Source organism: Paenibacillus sp. P4_E11 (assembly GCF_056401635.1).
Window position 1 is genome coordinate 42,914 of sequence record NZ_JBFUIX010000035.1, and the last position, 16,485, is coordinate 59,398.

General features: G+C 49.9%; 17 protein-coding genes. 13 read left to right on the forward strand and 4 right to left on the reverse strand.

Going from position 1 to position 16,485, the window contains the following annotated elements:
• The first annotated feature begins 24 nt into the window (after nucleotides 1–24).
• The 3 genes from AC1DWB_RS15355 (at nucleotide 25) to AC1DWB_RS15365 (ending at nucleotide 3,332) form a co-directional block, all read left to right on the forward strand.
• Complete coding sequence (locus tag AC1DWB_RS15355) at nucleotides 25–879, forward strand: DegV family protein (protein ID WP_477541950.1); 855 nt, start codon at nucleotides 25–27, stop codon at nucleotides 877–879.
• Nucleotides 876–2,954: an ATP-dependent DNA helicase RecG gene (recG, locus tag AC1DWB_RS15360; RefSeq protein ID WP_477541951.1), complete on the forward strand. Its 2,079-nt coding sequence runs from the start codon at nucleotides 876–878 to the stop codon at nucleotides 2,952–2,954. The genes AC1DWB_RS15355 and recG overlap by 4 nt, the downstream gene beginning before the upstream one ends.
• A 90-nt stretch (nucleotides 2,955–3,044) precedes the next feature.
• Complete coding sequence (locus AC1DWB_RS15365) at nucleotides 3,045–3,332, forward strand: stage VI sporulation protein F (RefSeq protein WP_477541952.1); 288 nt, start codon at nucleotides 3,045–3,047, stop codon at nucleotides 3,330–3,332.
• 94 nt (nucleotides 3,333–3,426) lie between these two features.
• Here AC1DWB_RS15365 and AC1DWB_RS15370 read toward each other — a convergent pair whose 3' ends face one another.
• On the reverse strand, nucleotides 3,427–4,113 hold the full coding sequence (locus AC1DWB_RS15370; RefSeq protein ID WP_477541953.1) for an SOS response-associated peptidase: 687 nt from the start codon (nucleotides 4,111–4,113) through the stop codon (nucleotides 3,427–3,429).
• Between the two features lie 178 nt (nucleotides 4,114–4,291).
• Between AC1DWB_RS15370 and AC1DWB_RS15375 the strand changes: the two genes are divergently transcribed.
• The 4 genes from AC1DWB_RS15375 to AC1DWB_RS15390 all read left to right on the forward strand — a co-directional run bounded on the left by AC1DWB_RS15375 (nucleotide 4,292) and on the right by AC1DWB_RS15390 (nucleotide 6,790).
• Nucleotides 4,292–4,777 (forward strand): LysM peptidoglycan-binding domain-containing protein, encoded by a 486-nt coding sequence (locus tag AC1DWB_RS15375; RefSeq protein WP_477541954.1) that lies wholly within the window; start codon nucleotides 4,292–4,294, stop codon nucleotides 4,775–4,777.
• Nucleotides 4,778–5,209: 432 nt separating this feature from the next.
• The gene (locus AC1DWB_RS15380) at nucleotides 5,210–5,422 is read left to right on the forward strand and encodes a DUF896 domain-containing protein (RefSeq protein ID WP_477541955.1); all 213 of its coding nucleotides are present in this window, start codon (nucleotides 5,210–5,212) and stop codon (nucleotides 5,420–5,422) included.
• Between the two features lie 12 nt (nucleotides 5,423–5,434).
• Complete coding sequence (locus AC1DWB_RS15385) at nucleotides 5,435–5,965, forward strand: hypothetical protein (RefSeq protein WP_477541956.1); 531 nt, start codon at nucleotides 5,435–5,437, stop codon at nucleotides 5,963–5,965.
• A 36-nt stretch (nucleotides 5,966–6,001) separates the two neighbouring features.
• Entirely contained in the window at nucleotides 6,002–6,790 is a 789-nt protein-coding gene (locus AC1DWB_RS15390) for an HAD family hydrolase (protein WP_477541957.1), read from the forward strand.
• An 86-nt stretch (nucleotides 6,791–6,876) separates the two neighbouring features.
• Here the strand turns inward: AC1DWB_RS15390 and AC1DWB_RS15395 are convergent, their stop codons facing one another.
• The gene (locus AC1DWB_RS15395) at nucleotides 6,877–7,419 is read right to left on the reverse strand and encodes a cupin domain-containing protein (RefSeq protein WP_477541958.1); all 543 of its coding nucleotides are present in this window, start codon (nucleotides 7,417–7,419) and stop codon (nucleotides 6,877–6,879) included.
• Between the two features lie 301 nt (nucleotides 7,420–7,720).
• Here AC1DWB_RS15395 and metH point away from each other — a divergent pair, with 301 nt between their 5' ends.
• From metH to murC, 3 genes are all read left to right on the forward strand, one after another.
• A complete protein-coding gene (gene metH, locus AC1DWB_RS15400) occupies nucleotides 7,721–11,125 on the forward strand; it encodes a methionine synthase (protein WP_477541968.1) in 3,405 nt (1,134 codons plus the stop codon).
• A gap of 43 nt (nucleotides 11,126–11,168) precedes the next feature.
• Nucleotides 11,169–12,095 carry a ribonuclease Z gene (gene rnz / locus AC1DWB_RS15405; RefSeq protein ID WP_477541959.1) on the forward strand — a complete coding sequence of 309 codons (927 nt, stop codon included), beginning with the start codon at nucleotides 11,169–11,171 and terminating at the stop codon, nucleotides 12,093–12,095.
• A gap of 192 nt (nucleotides 12,096–12,287) precedes the next feature.
• Nucleotides 12,288–13,598, forward strand: a complete 1,311-nt coding sequence (murC, locus tag AC1DWB_RS15410; protein WP_477541960.1) for a UDP-N-acetylmuramate--L-alanine ligase — start codon at nucleotides 12,288–12,290, stop codon at nucleotides 13,596–13,598.
• Nucleotides 13,599–13,703: 105 nt separating this feature from the next.
• On the opposite strand, the gene AC1DWB_RS15415 is transcribed toward murC, so the two are convergent.
• Complete coding sequence (locus AC1DWB_RS15415) at nucleotides 13,704–14,018, reverse strand: heavy metal-binding domain-containing protein (protein ID WP_477541961.1); 315 nt, start codon at nucleotides 14,016–14,018, stop codon at nucleotides 13,704–13,706.
• A gap of 157 nt (nucleotides 14,019–14,175) precedes the next feature.
• Here AC1DWB_RS15415 and AC1DWB_RS15420 point away from each other — a divergent pair, with 157 nt between their 5' ends.
• Nucleotides 14,176–14,553 carry a CidA/LrgA family protein gene (locus tag AC1DWB_RS15420; protein WP_477541962.1) on the forward strand — a complete coding sequence of 126 codons (378 nt, stop codon included), beginning with the start codon at nucleotides 14,176–14,178 and terminating at the stop codon, nucleotides 14,551–14,553.
• Nucleotides 14,528–15,223 carry an LrgB family protein gene (locus tag AC1DWB_RS15425; protein ID WP_477541963.1) on the forward strand — a complete coding sequence of 232 codons (696 nt, stop codon included), beginning with the start codon at nucleotides 14,528–14,530 and terminating at the stop codon, nucleotides 15,221–15,223. Before AC1DWB_RS15420 ends, AC1DWB_RS15425 begins: the two co-directional genes overlap by 26 nt.
• A gap of 77 nt (nucleotides 15,224–15,300) precedes the next feature.
• Here the strand turns inward: AC1DWB_RS15425 and sufU are convergent, their stop codons facing one another.
• On the reverse strand, nucleotides 15,301–15,753 hold the full coding sequence (sufU, locus tag AC1DWB_RS15430) for a Fe-S cluster assembly sulfur transfer protein SufU (protein ID WP_477541964.1): 453 nt from the start codon (nucleotides 15,751–15,753) through the stop codon (nucleotides 15,301–15,303).
• 172 nt (nucleotides 15,754–15,925) lie between these two features.
• Between sufU and AC1DWB_RS15435 the strand changes: the two genes are divergently transcribed.
• Nucleotides 15,926–16,135, forward strand: coding sequence for a hypothetical protein (locus AC1DWB_RS15435; protein WP_477541965.1), 210 nt, complete (start codon nucleotides 15,926–15,928; stop codon nucleotides 16,133–16,135).
• Nucleotides 16,136–16,485 lie beyond the last annotated feature (350 nt).

A 16,485-nucleotide genomic window follows, 5' to 3' on the forward strand; every position in this document is an offset into this window, starting at 1 on the left:
TCGCATTCGAATGGAGGAACATACATGGCTAACATTCGGATATTGACTGACAGCACGTCCGATATTCCTGAGCAGGTACGCAAGGAACTCGGTATCGAGATGGTGCCGCTTAAAGTTCATTTCAATACTGAAACGTTCTATGATGCTGTTACGATTCAACCGGAACAGTTCTATGAGAAGCTCAAGACAACTTCGAAGCTGCCAACTACATCGCAGCCTTCACCAGTCGATTTTGTTGATGCATTTAAGGGTAGCAGGGAGGAGCAGTCCCGCCCTGTTATTGCCTTAACGCTTTCCTCTGCATTAAGTGGAACTTATCAATCAGCGGTATTGGCTAAGTCGTTGTTGGACGAGCAGGTGGATGTGACCGTGATTGATTCCAAATCCGCTTCATACGGGTTCGGATTGTTAGCAGTTTCTGCTGCCAAGGCGGCGCAGGAAGGCAAGAGCAAGGAAGAGATCGTCGAACTGATCCAGCAAATACGCGGTGAGACTCGAATCTATTTTTTGGTAGACACGTTGGAATATTTGCAGAAGGGCGGCCGGATCGGGAAAGCGTCCGCTTTATTCGGTTCGTTGTTGAACATTAAGCCTATACTGACAATTGATACCGAAGGACAGGTAGCACCAGTCGATAAAGTGCGGGGTCAGAAGAAGGCAATTGCCCGCATACTGGAGCTATTGAAAGCTGAATTCGGACAATCTGAGGTACTGGCCACAGTCGCTCACGCCAATTCCCCCGATGCGGCACAAGAGTTCAGTGGGCAGCTGCGTGAACATCTCAATATTCGTGAGATGTCATACACTTCTGTCGGACCGGTCATCGGCACGCACACAGGTCCAGGTTTGTTGGCTGTGTTCATGATTCCGGCACGATGAAGATGCAAGGGTTATCCGCGGGCTTGGACTTATTCACTCTTCCGCTCACACAGGTAAAGGGAGTCGGTCAACAGAAGGCCAAGGAATTAGAATCGTTCGGTATATACTCGATTGGGCAGCTGATCGAGTATTTTCCATTTCGCTATGAGGATTACCGAATCCGTGATCTGGCCGATGTTAGTGATGGTGAGAAGGTGACCATAGAGGGCAGCATTTATAGCGAGGCGGTCTTACAACGTTATGGTCGCAGCAAATCCCGTCTGTCCGTTAGGGTGCTGTGCGGTTCAATTATCGTGACGGCAGTCTGGTTCAACCGTCCCTTTCTGAAGGAAAAGCTGGTCGCGGGTCAGGCGATCGTGCTGTCCGGCAAATGGGATCAGCGACGCAAGCAAATGACGGTTACGGATTCCGAGTTCCCTGGCGGGGCTTCTGGCGGGCGTTCGGGGACGCTGCAGCCTGTGTATTCCGTCGGAGGGACCATTACCCAGGCATGGATGCGCAAAGCGATTGGACAAGCGCTGACGCAGTTCAGCGCGATGATTCCAGAGGTGCTTCCTGCCGAGATCATCAATAAGTATGGGTTCATGCCGCGCAAGCAAGCCGTTCATGCGCTGCACCATCCGGAAGAAATTGAGGCCGGGCAAGAAGCGAGGCGACGGATGGTGTATGAGGAGTTGTTCTTCTTCCAGCTCAAGCTTCATGCGTTCCGAGCCATACAGCGTAAGCGAACGGATGGGATTGCCCATGAATTCGATAATGAGGACGTACGTCAGTTCGTACGCAGTTTGCCGTTCACACTCACCGACTCCCAGAAGAAAGTGATCGGGGAGATCTTGCAAGATCTGAAGGAGCCATATGCAATGAATCGGCTGCTGCAGGGTGATGTAGGCTCGGGCAAAACGGTTGTCGCGGCGGCCGCGTTGTTCGCAGCTGTGAAGGCGGGCGGACAAGGGGCACTTATGGTGCCGACAGAAATTCTCGCAGAACAGCACAAGCGCTCTTTGGAACGTATGTTCGCTGAGTATGGTATCCAAGTAGGGCTCCTGACCGGCAGTTTAACCGATCGACAACGTCGAGATATGATTGCTTCGATGCATATGGGACTCATTGACGTCGTAGTCGGCACACATGCGCTCATCCAGGATGATGTATTGTTCCGCAAGCTGGCTCTCGTCGTTACAGACGAACAGCACCGCTTCGGGGTTAATCAGCGAAGTGTACTGCGTCGCAAGGGGTTGAACCCTGATGTGCTGACGATGACGGCTACTCCGATTCCCCGGACGTTGGCCATAACCGCCTTCGGTGATCTCGACGTGTCGACGCTTCGCGAGCTGCCGAAAGGGCGTAAGGCGATCAAATCCTATGCAGTCGGTCATGAGATGCTTGATCGTGTGTTAGGTTTCATTCGCCGTGAAGTTATGCAAGGGCGGCAGGCATATGTCATTTGTCCGTTAATCGAAGAGTCCGATAAGCTTGATGTACAGAACGCACTCGATGTGCACGCACAATTAAGCCAGGCCTTCCCTGAACTCCGTGTCGGGTTGCTGCACGGTCGACTGACGACGGCTGAGAAGGACGAAGTGATGCGTGACTTCGGTGAGAATAAAGTGCAAGTACTCGTTGCAACTACGGTAATCGAGGTCGGTGTTGACGTACCGAATGCCACACTCATGGTGATATATGATGCTGTACGCTTCGGATTGTCGCAGCTGCATCAGTTGCGTGGTCGTGTGGGTCGGGGTGAGCATCAATCGTTCTGCGTATTGATCGCCGACCCGAAAAACGAGACGGCCAAGGAACGGATGCGTGTCATGACCGAGACGAACGATGGTTTCGAGATTGCAAGGCGGGATCTGGAGCTGCGTGGACCGGGGGATTTCTTCGGGACGAAGCAGAGTGGCATGCCGGAGTTCCATGTAGCTGATCTGATGAAGGATTTCGAGACGATGGAGACAGCCAGAGATGATACGGCGGAGCTTGTGGCAAGGACGGATTTCTGGACTGGAGCAGCTTTTTTGTCGTTAAGGGAATATTTGCAGAGGGAACAGATTCTGGACGGGGAATCGCTGGATTGACGTAACATTTTCCAGTAGATGAGCACCTTCAGGCACGAAATAGACGAATGCCGCATACAATGGAGAATGACGTTTTCCGGAGGTGTCGACATGAGCTATCTAAAGTATGGCATTGAGCGCGAGCTGGTAGAGCGCATTAAAGCAAAGTTGAAAAACACGCAAGTGAAAGATCGGGTCAAATCCGTGCTGGACGGCGTGACGAAGAACGACTTGCAGGACAAAACGAAGGTACGCTCACTAGTTGGGCAGTTATCTAGAGTGTTGAATGAGCCGCTTTCCTCGAAACAGACGGAACAAGTGGTCCAATTCGTGATCGACACGAAGATCGATCCGAACAATACGTTCCATCTAATCAAGTTATGGGGCATGTTTCGATAGCTACGTGGACGGAATAACAAGACAATATAAGAAGGCAGTAGAAGGCAGACTCTCTGACAGGGGGTCTGCCTTTTCATGTCGTGCCACAATGTGGCTAGAACAAAGCAGGTACTTCCTCCACGCATGCCGGAGAGTCGTTGTTCACATTGCCAACTATGGAAGACACCGGATAAGCCTGCATCTCCTTGGCAGGAAAAGGTTTGAGCATCTTCTGCAGCATGGAAACATCGCGGTTGTTGCGATCCAACCAAGTGGCCTCATCTTCAGGTCGGATAATGACCGGCATACGATTGTGAATGTCCGCTACGAGCTCATTGGGCTCGGTCGTAATGATGGTGCAGGTGCCCAATTTAGTTCCATCAGGGGCGAGCCATGTGTCGTATAAGCCGGCCATCGCGAATAGCGAACCGCCTGTAAGTTGGATGCGTATCGGTTGCTTGCTGTTGTCTGCTGCATTTTTGCGCCACTCATAGAAACTGTCTGCGGGAATCAAACAACGCTTGCGCTCCAGAAGGGGTCGAAAAGCCGGCTTTTGCAGCAATGTCTCCGCCCTTGCGTTAATCATCTTGTTGCCGATCTTGGCATCATTGGCCCATGAAGGTACGAGTCCCCACTTCAATTCTCCTGCGCGATTGGCATTACCGTCATGGATAACACTCAATATCATCTGGCCTGGTGCTACATTATACTTAGGTCTATTATAGGGAACGGATGTTCGATTCATGACAAACCTCACAACCAATTCCTCTAATGTAATGGTTATTGTGTATCTGCCACACATACGCGTTTCGTCCTTTCAGATGATCTTATATGCATAATCTAGACCTGAATCAGGCCCATGTCAATTCATCCAAAATTGTTTCGCAATAAAGGGAACAAACGTTCTTTTTGTTATTGACGCAAACATTTGTTCGTGCTATGATTGGATCAATAAGAACAAACGTTTGGGAGTGATTCTAATGAACGCTGTATCCAACTATTCCTACTATTCGAATAACCACACTCGGTCGATAACATCTTTGCCCAATAGAGCTTCTCGCCATCAGTTACATGCATCCTCACTCAAGAATCGCTCTACGAAGGAAGCCCGTGCTTTCCTTCCCATCAAGAATATTCGCATCTATATGATCTGTGCGGCTATGCTCTTGTGCTTCTTCATGGGTATTGTCGTACATATCATAACCGGCAGTGACGAAGTTCAAGCTGCTTCTGTACAGACTGCTACAATTGCGACTACTTCTGCAACTACAATGTCCGCATCCCCTGTATCAGTCCAGCCCGAGAAGCAGCAAATCATCGTAGGCATCGGAGATACGTTATGGTCGATTGCAGACTCACACGCTCCCAAGGGTCAAGATATTCGTACATACATTCAGAAGGTTAAGCAAGCCAACCATTTATCCTCAAGTGCATTACGTGCGGGGCAAGTGCTAGTGTTACCTTAGGGACAAGTTGTGTATTGCTCGTGAAGAGCAGGAAGCGATCCTATAAGGAGTGGTGAGCCGGACGCGGAGCGTACGGACAAAGGAAACTCCTTGAAGGAAAGCAGAACAAAAAGGGAGTGAGCAGGAGAGTGGAGAAGCGAAGCGTCCGCCTTTGAAACCGATTCCTAACCACGACAACATTTCAATCAAAGGAATCGATTTCAACAGCGGGTGGAACCTCTTGTTCACTCCCTCCCCACGCGCCAAACTGAACACAACCACCAAGGACCTGGCCATAAGCCGGGTTTTTCTTATGTACAGAACAAACGTTCTATACCTCGTAGAGCTAGATGAGGGTGTCAGCTTGACAAGCGGAATGGAATAATGTCAAATTAATAGAGACTATAAGACCTTGTTCTTATACACCAGAACAGTTCAGAGGGGATAGGCATAATGATTACCGAACAAATGATCGCCCGTATTAATGAATTGGCACATAAAGCCAAGACGTCCGGGTTAACAGACGAAGAACTGGAAGAACGCAACGAGTTACGCAAGCGTTATATTGAAGCGTTCAAAACTAACATGCGTGCCCAGCTTGACACCATCGAATTCGTAGATGAGCCAGGCGGAAAACCATATAAACCGCAAAATCGCAAAAAATAAGGAGGAGCATGGATGTCCCGACAATGGGAACGTATGGTATTGAAAAACAAAAAAGAACTAAATAAACGTCGGGTCAAAACGGGTAAACCGACACTGTCAGCTTCGACAAGTGAACAGATGGACATCTTCTATGGCCGTAGTTGGTTTCTACCGGCACTCTTCGTGGCCGTATCGGCGTTTTTTGCCACCATTTCCATCGCTTTCTACGAAGCGGACACGTTACTCTGGGCGACGATAGGCGCTTACTTGCTACTGGGGTTGATGTATTATTTGCGGAAGCCTTACTTGAAGGTAGGGAAGAACAAAGTGGCTACGAAGAAGATGGGTGTGGAACGGTCTTTGCAGGCGGATGAGATCGAATCCATATCCGTTCTACCAGGAAGCGTAACAATCAAGCTGAAAGATAAGAAAAGTCGCTGGGTATTTACGAAATTTCAAAACTTATACAATATCCCTGCTCTGGCAGAACGGTTGAAGGTATTCGCAAATCAGCATCAAATCCAGTATGAAGAAGAAGGCATCCCGAGCGGGAAAGCCGTATAACAGACCCCAAAGTGGGAGACGAGGGAGAAGAGTAGCATGGCGGTACGGGCAGTTCTGTTTGATCTGGATGATACATTGTTATGGGATGAACGCAGCGTACAGGAGGCTTTTCGTGCGACTTGCGAGTTGGGCCAACTGGAGACTGGCGTTGATCCGGTTGAGTTGGAACAATCGGTTCGTCGTGAAGCTAGAGCGTTGTATGAATCGTTCGACACGTTCCCATTTACCAAGAATATCGGGATAAATCCTTTCGAAGCGCTGTGGGCCAACTTTACCGGTGGCGAGCAAGAGGAGTTCCGCAAGCTGCAGCAGCTTGCTCCTGGTTATAGGGAGGAAGCGTGGACGCGGGGGCTTGCGGCGCTTGGCGTGACCGACCGAACGTTGGGCAAACGGCTTGCTGACACGTTCCCGGCAGAACGCCGTGCTCGTCCGCTCGTCTATGAAGAGACATTTCGAGTACTCGATGAGCTGAAAGGAAACTATAAGCTTCTGCTTCTCACGAACGGATCGCCTGATCTCCAGCAGGAAAAAATCGATGGTGTCCCGCAGTTGGCTGCTTATTTCGATCATATTATTGTGTCTGGAACGTTCGGTCAAGGTAAACCGGCTGCTGCTATATTCCGGTATGCCATGGAGTTGCTTCAGATCGGCCCGGACGAAGGTGTTATGGTTGGGGACAAGTTAACGACGGATATCCTCGGATCGAATGGGATAGGTATGAAGTCAGTTTGGCTGAATCGGCATGATATTGTTCGCTCGGATGAGATCATCCCCGCCTATGAGATTCGCAGCTTGAGTGAGTTGCTTCCTATCGTTCGCACTTAACCAGAAATTTTATGCAGACAATAAAACAAAACCCGCTGTCATCCACGAGGGTGAGACTTGCGGGTTTTGTGTATTACAAGCGTGTGCTAAGCTTTTTGGAAAGCAGGATCATCGAAAGGTTCAGCAATCCAACCGTCTGTTTCAATAAACAGACGAACGGCTACGATTTGCTTATTCTCCATCAAGGTGAAGAAATGCGGCTTATTCTCGGGTACGGATATGACGTCACCCGCTTCAAGCTCGACATCGAAGTATCCGACATCATCGGTGCCTTTAATGATGAATATCCCTTTACCGGCCGTAATGGCACGAATCTCGTCTTCGGTGTGCGTGTGTACTTGCTCGAACTTCTTCAGAAGCTCAGGCAGGTTAGGATTTTCTTCGGATAATGCAATCAGGTCCCAAATCTTATACCCGCGGCGGGAAGCAAGATCACGAATCTCACTATCATACGTTTGTAAAATAGCGGCTTTCTCTTCATCGGAAAGGACAAACTTCTCTTGCAGGTTGGCCGGAAGCTTCGAAGGCTCCCAGTGCTCATATAACACTTCTTGACGTTCCAGAAAAGACTTCACGTTATGCTCACCTTGAATTCGTTCATTCGTAGAACGGACACGGATTTCTGCCATTAGAATCCCTCACATTCAGATTGATATTCATTTCATTATTAAGTATTATAGAACATCCGATAAGTGATGTCGATGCGATTGCATAAATATTACCGATATTTCCGATAAGAAAACTGTATAATATACGACTTTCCGAATATGGCCGATTCTGGTACACTAAAGGTTACATTGCTATGCAGATCATTAACGTGGCATCTCCGAGCGGGAAGCGCGTCTGATACGAAAACTAGAGGGTAAATAGTTAAAGGAGTGGACGGGGTTGCAAAAACTTGCATTAGCTGAACAATTGAAAAATAAAATTATGATTCTGGACGGAGCCATGGGAACGATGGTTCAACAAGCCGATCTTACCGCGGATGACTTCGGCGGCGAGGAGATGGACGGCTGCAACGAGATCTTGTGTATGACGCGTCCAGATGTCATCTCCCGCATTCATGAGCAGTATCTGGAAGCAGGTGCTGACATTCTGGAGACGAACACGTTCGGTTCTACAAGCGTCGTACTGGCGGAATATGATATTCCGGAGCGAGCACGGGAACTGAACTTGGCTGCAGCCAAGCTGGCTGTTGATGCGGCCCGCAAGTTCTCGACACCCGAGTGGCCGCGTTATGTAGCGGGTGCCATGGGCCCGACGACCAAGACGTTATCCGTGACTGGTGGAGTTACATTCGACGGATTGGTCGATAGCTATTACGAACAGGCGCTCGCGCTCATGGAGGGCGATGTCGATGCGCTGCTTCTGGAGACGTCACAGGATACGCTGAATGTAAAAGCAGGCAGTATCGGGATACGCAAAGCGTTCGAAACATTAGGCCGCGAACTGCCTATTATGATATCAGGAACGATCGAACCGATGGGGACAACCTTAGCCGGGCAAAATATCGAATCGTTCTATATTTCACTGGAGCACTTGAAGCCGATCTCTGTCGGGCTTAACTGTGCGACCGGACCGGAGTTTATGAAGGATCATATCCGATCGCTATCCAGTATTGCGAAGACTGCAGTGAGCTGCTATCCGAATGCTGGATTGCCGGACGAGAACGGTCAGTACCATGAATCCCCTACTTCTCTAGCTATGAAGCTCGCCGGATTCGCAGAACAAGGCTGGCTGAATATGGCAGGGGGCTGCTGTGGAACGACGCCGAGTCATATTCAGGCGCTCGCAGAGACGATGAAAGGCTACAAGCCGCGCCCGCAAACGGGTCAACATCCGGCAGCTGTATCAGGGATTGAGACCGTGTATCTGGAAGCAGAGAATCGGCCTTACATGGTAGGGGAGCGGACGAACATTTCCGGTTCTCGTAAGTTCAAGCGGCTCATTATGGAAGGCAAGTTCGAAGAAGCGTCTGAAGTGGCCCGGGCACAAGTGAAGAATGGGGCACAGGTCGTTGATATTAACCTTCAGGATACAGATATAGACGAGAAGTATGCGATGGAGAACTTTTTGCAGCTTGTCGTTAAGAAAGTGAAAGTCCCCTTAATGATTGATTCTACCTACGATCACATCATTGAGCTTGGTCTGAAATACTCGCAAGGGAAAGCCATCATTAACTCCATTAACTTGGAAGACGGCGAGACGAAATTTGAAGCCATTCTTCCTCTCATACACCGTTATGGCGCGGCCGTCGTCGTCATTCTAATTGATGAACGCGGGCAAGCTGTATCCCGTGAAGCGAAGATGGAAGTAGCTACCCGCTCGTATGACCTGTTAGTTAACAAATATGGTCTTGCAGCAGAAGATATTATTTTTGACCCGAATATGTTCCCGATTGGCTCTGGTGATCCGCAATACCTAGGTTCCGCCGTGGAAACAATCGAGGGCATCCGCAATATTAAGCTGAAGTACCCCGAGGTCAAGACTATTCTTGGGCTCAGCAACATTTCGTTCGGTCTTCCTCCAGCAGGTCGGGAAGTGTTGAACTCGGTCTATTTGTACCATTGTACAAAAGCAGGTCTCGATTATGCGATCGTAAATACGGAGAAGCTGGAGAGATACGCTTCGATTCCCGAAGAAGAACGCAGACTTGCTGAGAATCTGATTTTCAATACGAATGATGAGACGCTTGCAGAGTTTGTCGCTCATTTCCGTGAGAAGAAGGTGGAGAAGAAGGAGAAGATATCCAATCTTACTCTTGAAGAGCGGCTCGGCTCCTACGTTGTAGAGGGAACCAAGGAAGGCCTTATTCCGGACTTGGAGATTGCGCTCCAGACCTATTCACCGCTTGAAGTCATTAACGGACCGCTTATGCGAGGGATGGAAGAGGTCGGCAGATTGTTCAATAACAATGAGCTGATCGTGGCGGAAGTGCTGCAGAGTGCAGAAGTCATGAAGGCGTCCGTAGCCCACTTGGAACCGTATATGGAGCGGAACGAAAGTGCCGTGAAGGGGAAAATATTGCTCGCAACTGTTAAAGGCGATGTGCACGACATCGGTAAAAACCTGGTTGAGATTATTTTGTCGAACAACGGCTACCAAATCATTAACCTTGGGATCAAAGTACCGCCTGAGCAGATTATTGAAGCGGCCCGTAAGGAAAAGCCGGATGCTATCGGATTGTCCGGGCTACTCGTGAAATCAGCCCAGCAGATGGTGACGACCGCGCAGGATTTGAAGTCAGCCGGCATCGATGTGCCGATTCTGGTCGGTGGAGCCGCGCTTACCCGTAAGTTCACACGGACTCGCATCGCGCCGGAGTACAACGGACTGGTCGTCTATGCCAAGGACGCAATGGACGGCTTGGACATTGCCAACAAGATCAGCGATGTCGATCAACGCCAGAAGATGATTCAAGAGCTGCGTGAGAGCATCCAGTCTGATGTGATGGAAGCGGGGCTACGTGCGAAGGACACGGAAGTGAAGCTTACCCGCGCTACGCGTTCATCTGTGGCACGCGACGTACAAGTGTATATTCCGCCGGACCTTGATCGGCATGTGCTTCGAGAATATCCGATCGATCATATATTCCCGTATGTTAACCTGCAGACGCTTATCGGCCATCATCTTGGCTTGAAGGGCAAGGTCGAGCAATTACTCGCTGAGCGCGATCCGAAGGCCGTACACCTGAAGGAAGTGATCGACGAGCTGTTTACCCAGGCCAGAACGACGGGAACGCTGCGTGCACAAGGGATGTATCGTTTCTTCCCGGCCCAATCGGAAGGCAACGATATTCTGATTTATGACCCGACCGATACGACGAAGGTGTTGCATCGCTTCAGCTTCCCGCGTCAGGATGTGGAGCCGTTCCTCTGTCTCGCCGACTTCTTACGTTCGGTGGAGAGCGGGGAGATGGACTATGTTGGCTTCCTCGTTGTCACAGCCGGACAGGGTGTACGCGAGCTGTCGAACGAATGGAAGGACAAGGGCGATTACTTGAGATCGCACGCCTTACAGGCTTTGGCTCTGGAGATGGCGGAAGGTTTTGCCGAGCGTGTCCATCATATGATGCGAGACGTCTGGGGATACCCGGATTCGCCTGAATTGACGATGCAACAGCGCTGGGGCGCACGCTACCAAGGCATTCGCGTCTCGTTCGGTTATCCGGCCTGTCCGAATCTCGAAGACCAGGAGCCGCTGTTCCGTCTGATGCAGCCCGAGGATATCGGCATTCAACTTACCGAAGGGTTCATGATGGAGCCAGAAGCATCGGTAACAGCGATGGTATTCGCGCATCCAGAAGCCCGTTATTTCAATGTGGATAAAGCTTAAACATTCGATTCTCACTATGATTCATGTAAAGGACTAGACCAAGATGGACCTATATTTTCTCGGAACGGGGGCGGGGATGCCTTCCAAGGATCGTAACGTCACTGCGATAGCACTTCGCCTCTTAGAGGAGAGGGGGACTTTCTGGTTGTTCGACTGTGGGGAAGGCACGCAGCATCAAGTGCTGCGTTCGCCGCTCAAGCTGAGCAAGCTTGAATTTATCTTCATCACCCATCTGCATGGGGATCATATTTATGGCTTGCCGGGGTTGCTGACAAGCCGGTCCTATCAAGGGGGCGACACTCCCTTGACGTTGTTCGGGCCGCCCGGCATCAAGGAATTTGTGGATACCGCCTTAGGGTTAAGCCAAGCTCATCTGACGTATGAGCTGAAGGTGCAAGAGATTGGCGAGGGGGTCGTCTACGCCGACGACCAATTCGAGGTAAGTGCGGCGAAGGTGGAACACCGCATCGCCAGCTACGGCTATCGCGTCCGCGAGAGCGACCGTCCAGGCCGCCTGGACGAAGCCAAGCTTCGGGCGCTCGGCGTGCCTGCCGGGCCGTTGTACGGCAAGCTGAAGCGCGGCGAAGACGTCGCGCTGGAGGATGGCCGTACGCTGCGCGGCGCGGACTGCGTCGGTGCGCCGATCTTGGGGCGCACGGTCGTGGTTATGGGCGACACGCGGCGCTGTGCGTCGGTCGTGGAGCTGTCCCGTGGCGCCGACGTGCTCGTGCACGAGGCGACATTCGCCGGCGAGCTCGCGCAGATGGCTCAGCAGTATTATCACACGACTTCGGTCGGTGCGGCTGAGGTGGCTGTTGAAGCGGGTGTGAAGACGCTCATACTGACGCATATCAGCTCCCGATACGCCAGTGACGATGGACAAGATTTGCTGGAGCAAGCAAGGAAGACGTTCCCGAATACCGAGATTGCCTCGGATTTCGCATGTTTTCCGGTTCCAACTCCCGAATAACTTTCGTTTGGAATAGATCGCCCCGGGTGAGCTATATCCCTGCCTAGTTATGGGAAAGCTACATAGAACTACAGCTTTCGCATAAATGTCAATAGGCAGAAGCATACTTCCGATTCGCTTCATATACTGAGTCGAGACCCGAAATCTGTAAGTTGACTATTAACATCATTAAGGAAGTCTGGAGGGATCCGCGTGACCAAGTTTCACATGATTGGGATCAAAGGGGCTGGAATGAGCGCATTAGCGCAAGTGCTGCACGATATGGGTCATGACGTTCAAGGATCGGACGTGGACACCTATTTTTTCACGCAGGCGCCACTTGAACACAAGAACATCCGACTGTTGCCGTTCGACGAGCACAATATCTCGGGGGCTTCGGCCCGTTGCGTCATTGCATCCAATGCTTTTAAGGATGATCATCCGGAGGTAGCGGCTGCTATGCGTCAGCATGTGCCGTATTACCGGTACCACAGTTTCTTGGGGGAATGGATTCATCAATTTACTAGTGTTGCGGTGACTGGGGCCCATGGGAAGACGTCAACGACCGGCATGCTGGCCCATGTGTGCAAGGCGATTCAGCCCACTTCATACCTGATTGGCGATGGAACGGGAGCTGGTGTACCGAACAGCACGCACTTCGTATTTGAAAGCTGTGAGTACCGGAGGCATTTTCTCGCGTATTCCCCGGATTATGCGATTATTACGAACATTGACTTCGATCATCCTGATTATTTCAGCGGGATCGAAGACGTTACGGCTGCATTCCAATCGATGGCGGATCAAGTACGCAAGCATTTGATTGCTTATGGCGATGACGAGCATGTTCGCTCGCTGCGTCCTAAAGTACCGGTCATGCATTATGGTTTTGGTGAACGAAACGATCTGAGAGCCGTTGATCTGAATGTTGACGAGCAAGGGGTCTCCTTCGAAGCGGTCCTGCACAGTCATTCGTTGGGGAGATTCACGATTCCGGGCTATGGAAAACACAACGTGCTTAACGCACTATCCGTTATCGGGGTATGTGTGTTGGAGGACTTCAATCTCGATCAGGTTCGTGAGCATATGGCTACATTTAGCGGGGTGAAACGAAGATTTTCGGAGAAACTTCTCGCTAGTAATGTGCTGATCGACGATTATGCTCATCACCCGACAGAAATTCGGGCAACATTGGATGCTGTACGCAGCAAGTATCCGGACCGCAAAGTCGTTTCCGTGTTCCAACCCCATACGTATTCACGTTTGGAGAAATTTATGGATGATTTCGCCCACTCCTTGTCAGGGTCGGATGAAGTGTACTTATGCGGCATATTCGGATCAGCACGCGAGAATCAAGGCAACATCTCTATCGAGAATCTGATTGACCGCATTCCTTCTTCTAGATTGATCTCGGAGCATAACATGGACGTGCTGCGGGATTATTCCGACTGTGTGTTACTGTTCATGGGAGCAGGCGATGTGCATAAATATCAGGCGAAGTATGAGGAAACGATGTTGTCGTTGTGATGCAATCGGAGCGAGTCACGCCTACCGGAATATAACAAAACGGAAGTCCGGCTCATGGTGAGCGATAGGACTTCCGTTTTTGATTCACAATAATTGTGAGAAATGTTATTGAACTTTTACTGCAGTTCCGCTTACGGCGACCATCAACATGCCATCACGAATGACTTCATAATCGATATCGATGCCTACGATGGCGTTCGCCCCCATACGTGAAGCGGATGAGCGCATTTCATCGAATGCTACCTCGCGAGCTTCTTTCAGCTTGTTCTCATAAGCGCCGGAACGACCGCCCACTATGTCGGTGATTGATGCCATAAAATCTCGGACGATATTAGCCCCCATAATGGCTTCACCGGTTACGATGGACACATATTCGGTAATCTCTCTGCCTTGAATCGTCGGTGTAGTTGTAATAATCATGTTAATAGCCTCCTTGAAAGTTGGAATAAATCTAGTGTTCAATAATAACATCCCCTAACTTTACGGAAGGATAATAAAAAAGTTGCAAATCTAAACCGAGTCGTCGTATAACAAGAGAAGAGTTGCACAGTTTGCACAGCAATTGGGGGAAATGGCGTTGAAAGGTTTGGCAATATTATTCGGTTTTCAATGGCTAGGCACCCTGATCCATCAAGTGTCCGGCTTCCCATTACCAGGTAATGTAATCGGGCTAGCCCTGTTTACTACTGCTTTGTTTACCCGTGTGGTCAGACTGGAGTGGGTAGAGGAGAGCGCACAATTTCTGCTTAAGCATATGATGTTGTTTTGTGTGCCCGTTATCGTAGGTACGATTGCCTTCGTACCCGTCATTATTAACAACGGTGTCCCAATAGTGCTCAGCCTAGTATTCAGTACGCTCGTTACCGTGTTGGTAACCGGTTGGGTTACGCAGCTAGGAGCGGGAGTTGACAAGGATAAGGAGGCGCCTCATGAATCCCGTACACTTGGGGGATAGCCCCTTATTTGGCGTAACCGTGACGTTGATCGCTTATGTCGTAGCACTAGGCTTGCAAAAGCGCTGGCCGCGTATAAACGCCATGTTTGTGTGCTGTACCGCCCTCATCCTGTTTCTTACACTCAGCGGAATCTCCTACGATTCTTATCGAGTTGGTGGGGATTTGATCGTATTCCTACTTGGACCTGCAACAGTAGCCTTAGGCGTTCCATTGTACAAGCATGCCGGTGTTCTGATCAAAAGACTTCGCAGTGCATTGGCAGGTATTGTAGTTGGCACGATGTGTGGGATGCTGACAAGTGCGTGGTTCGTCTGGATTGCCGGAGGCAATCATCAATTGATGATGACGATTTTGCCGAAATCCGTCACATCTCCAATCTCGCTGGAGATCGCCCGATTGTTCGGAGGGATTCCGGAATTGGCCGCCGTCTTGACCGTACTAACGGGATTGATCGGCAGTATGTTCGGTCCCATCATAATGCGTCTAGCAGGCATTAAGGATGATTTGGCGATAGGGACCGCGATGGGAACTGCTGCCCATGGTATCGGTACATCCAGAGTCATTCGGGAATCCGAGCTTCAAGGAAGTGCAAGCGGCTTCGCCATGGGGGCAGCCGGACTGCTCTCCACATTTGCAGCGATTCCAATCTATTGGTGGATGCAGCCATAGAGTTGGCTACTCCACGTACAACAAACAAACTCCCGGTTCACTCAGTAATGAGCGGACCGGGAGTTTGTTTGTTGGGATTAGTGATTATGCTGTTCGTTTTGCTGAAGAGCTTTCTCCAAGCCATTCCACCCCAGTAAGGAACAGTTATGACGGGCACGCAGCTTATGCACTCCTGAGAGAGAGAGAGCATCGCCAAGGGCTTCTTCATCCTCTGGCAGTTCGCCTTTCTTGATCATATCGTTGAACAAGGCAATTGACTGCTTCGCTTCCTCCACGGTTTTACCTTTTACCAAATCTGTCATCATGGAGCAGGAAGCCATACTGATCGAACAGCCTTCGCCTTCGAACTTGATGTTCTTGATCTTGTTGTTCTCGTCAACGTTCATATACAGAACCATAACGTCACCGCATGTAGGATTCTTATAAGGAAGCTGCAGAGCGCCTTCTTCTGTAAGTTTTCCTTTGTTCCGCGGTTTCTTATAATGGTCCATAACGATTTGTTTATATAGGTTTTCCAAATTTTCAATCATGGTTGTTCACCTCTGGATCAGGAATGTGGGTATTTCATTAGCATGTTCCCTTTATTGTACTATATTACGGAAGCGATTGGAATCGTCATCCCTTCCAATGGTCTTGCATCGTGCATAGAACTTCCTCAGTTGGGCAAAATAACCCAAATCGTGTACAGGAGGCTTGAGTGGAATGGACAACTTGAACAATATGTATATCGCCAATACGAATGAGGCCTGGGGAGCTCAGTCCGGGCAAAAAGCTGATGAAGGTGCAACAAATGTGGCTGACAACGAAATGGATCAGTTAACGACGCAAGGGTACGGGATGCAAGAAGGCCTGAATCGGAGTTTGAACGAAGAGGGTACTCGAGATGTATATGATGATGCATCCGATCTGTAGATAATATTGAAAAAACTTTCCCGGGAAAGCGCACAATCCGACAAGGATCGTGTAAGATTGCTCTGAAATAAGTGATGAATAAACCGTTTGTTCGACGAAAATAACCTGTCTCCGACAAGAAACGCTGCCCTTGATTCATAAGTGCACTCGTTATGTCGGATGACAGGTTGTTGGTTTTTGTGGAGGATTCTTTGCTAACCGGATACTTTCAAATCCAGACTTTGCTGCATCATGAATTGATTGTAATACAAATTCGCATAGAGACCACCGGTTTGCAAAAGTTGGTCGTGAGTGCCGCTTTCCGCAATTTGTCCGTCCTGGATCACTAGAATTCGATCAGCATCCCGTAT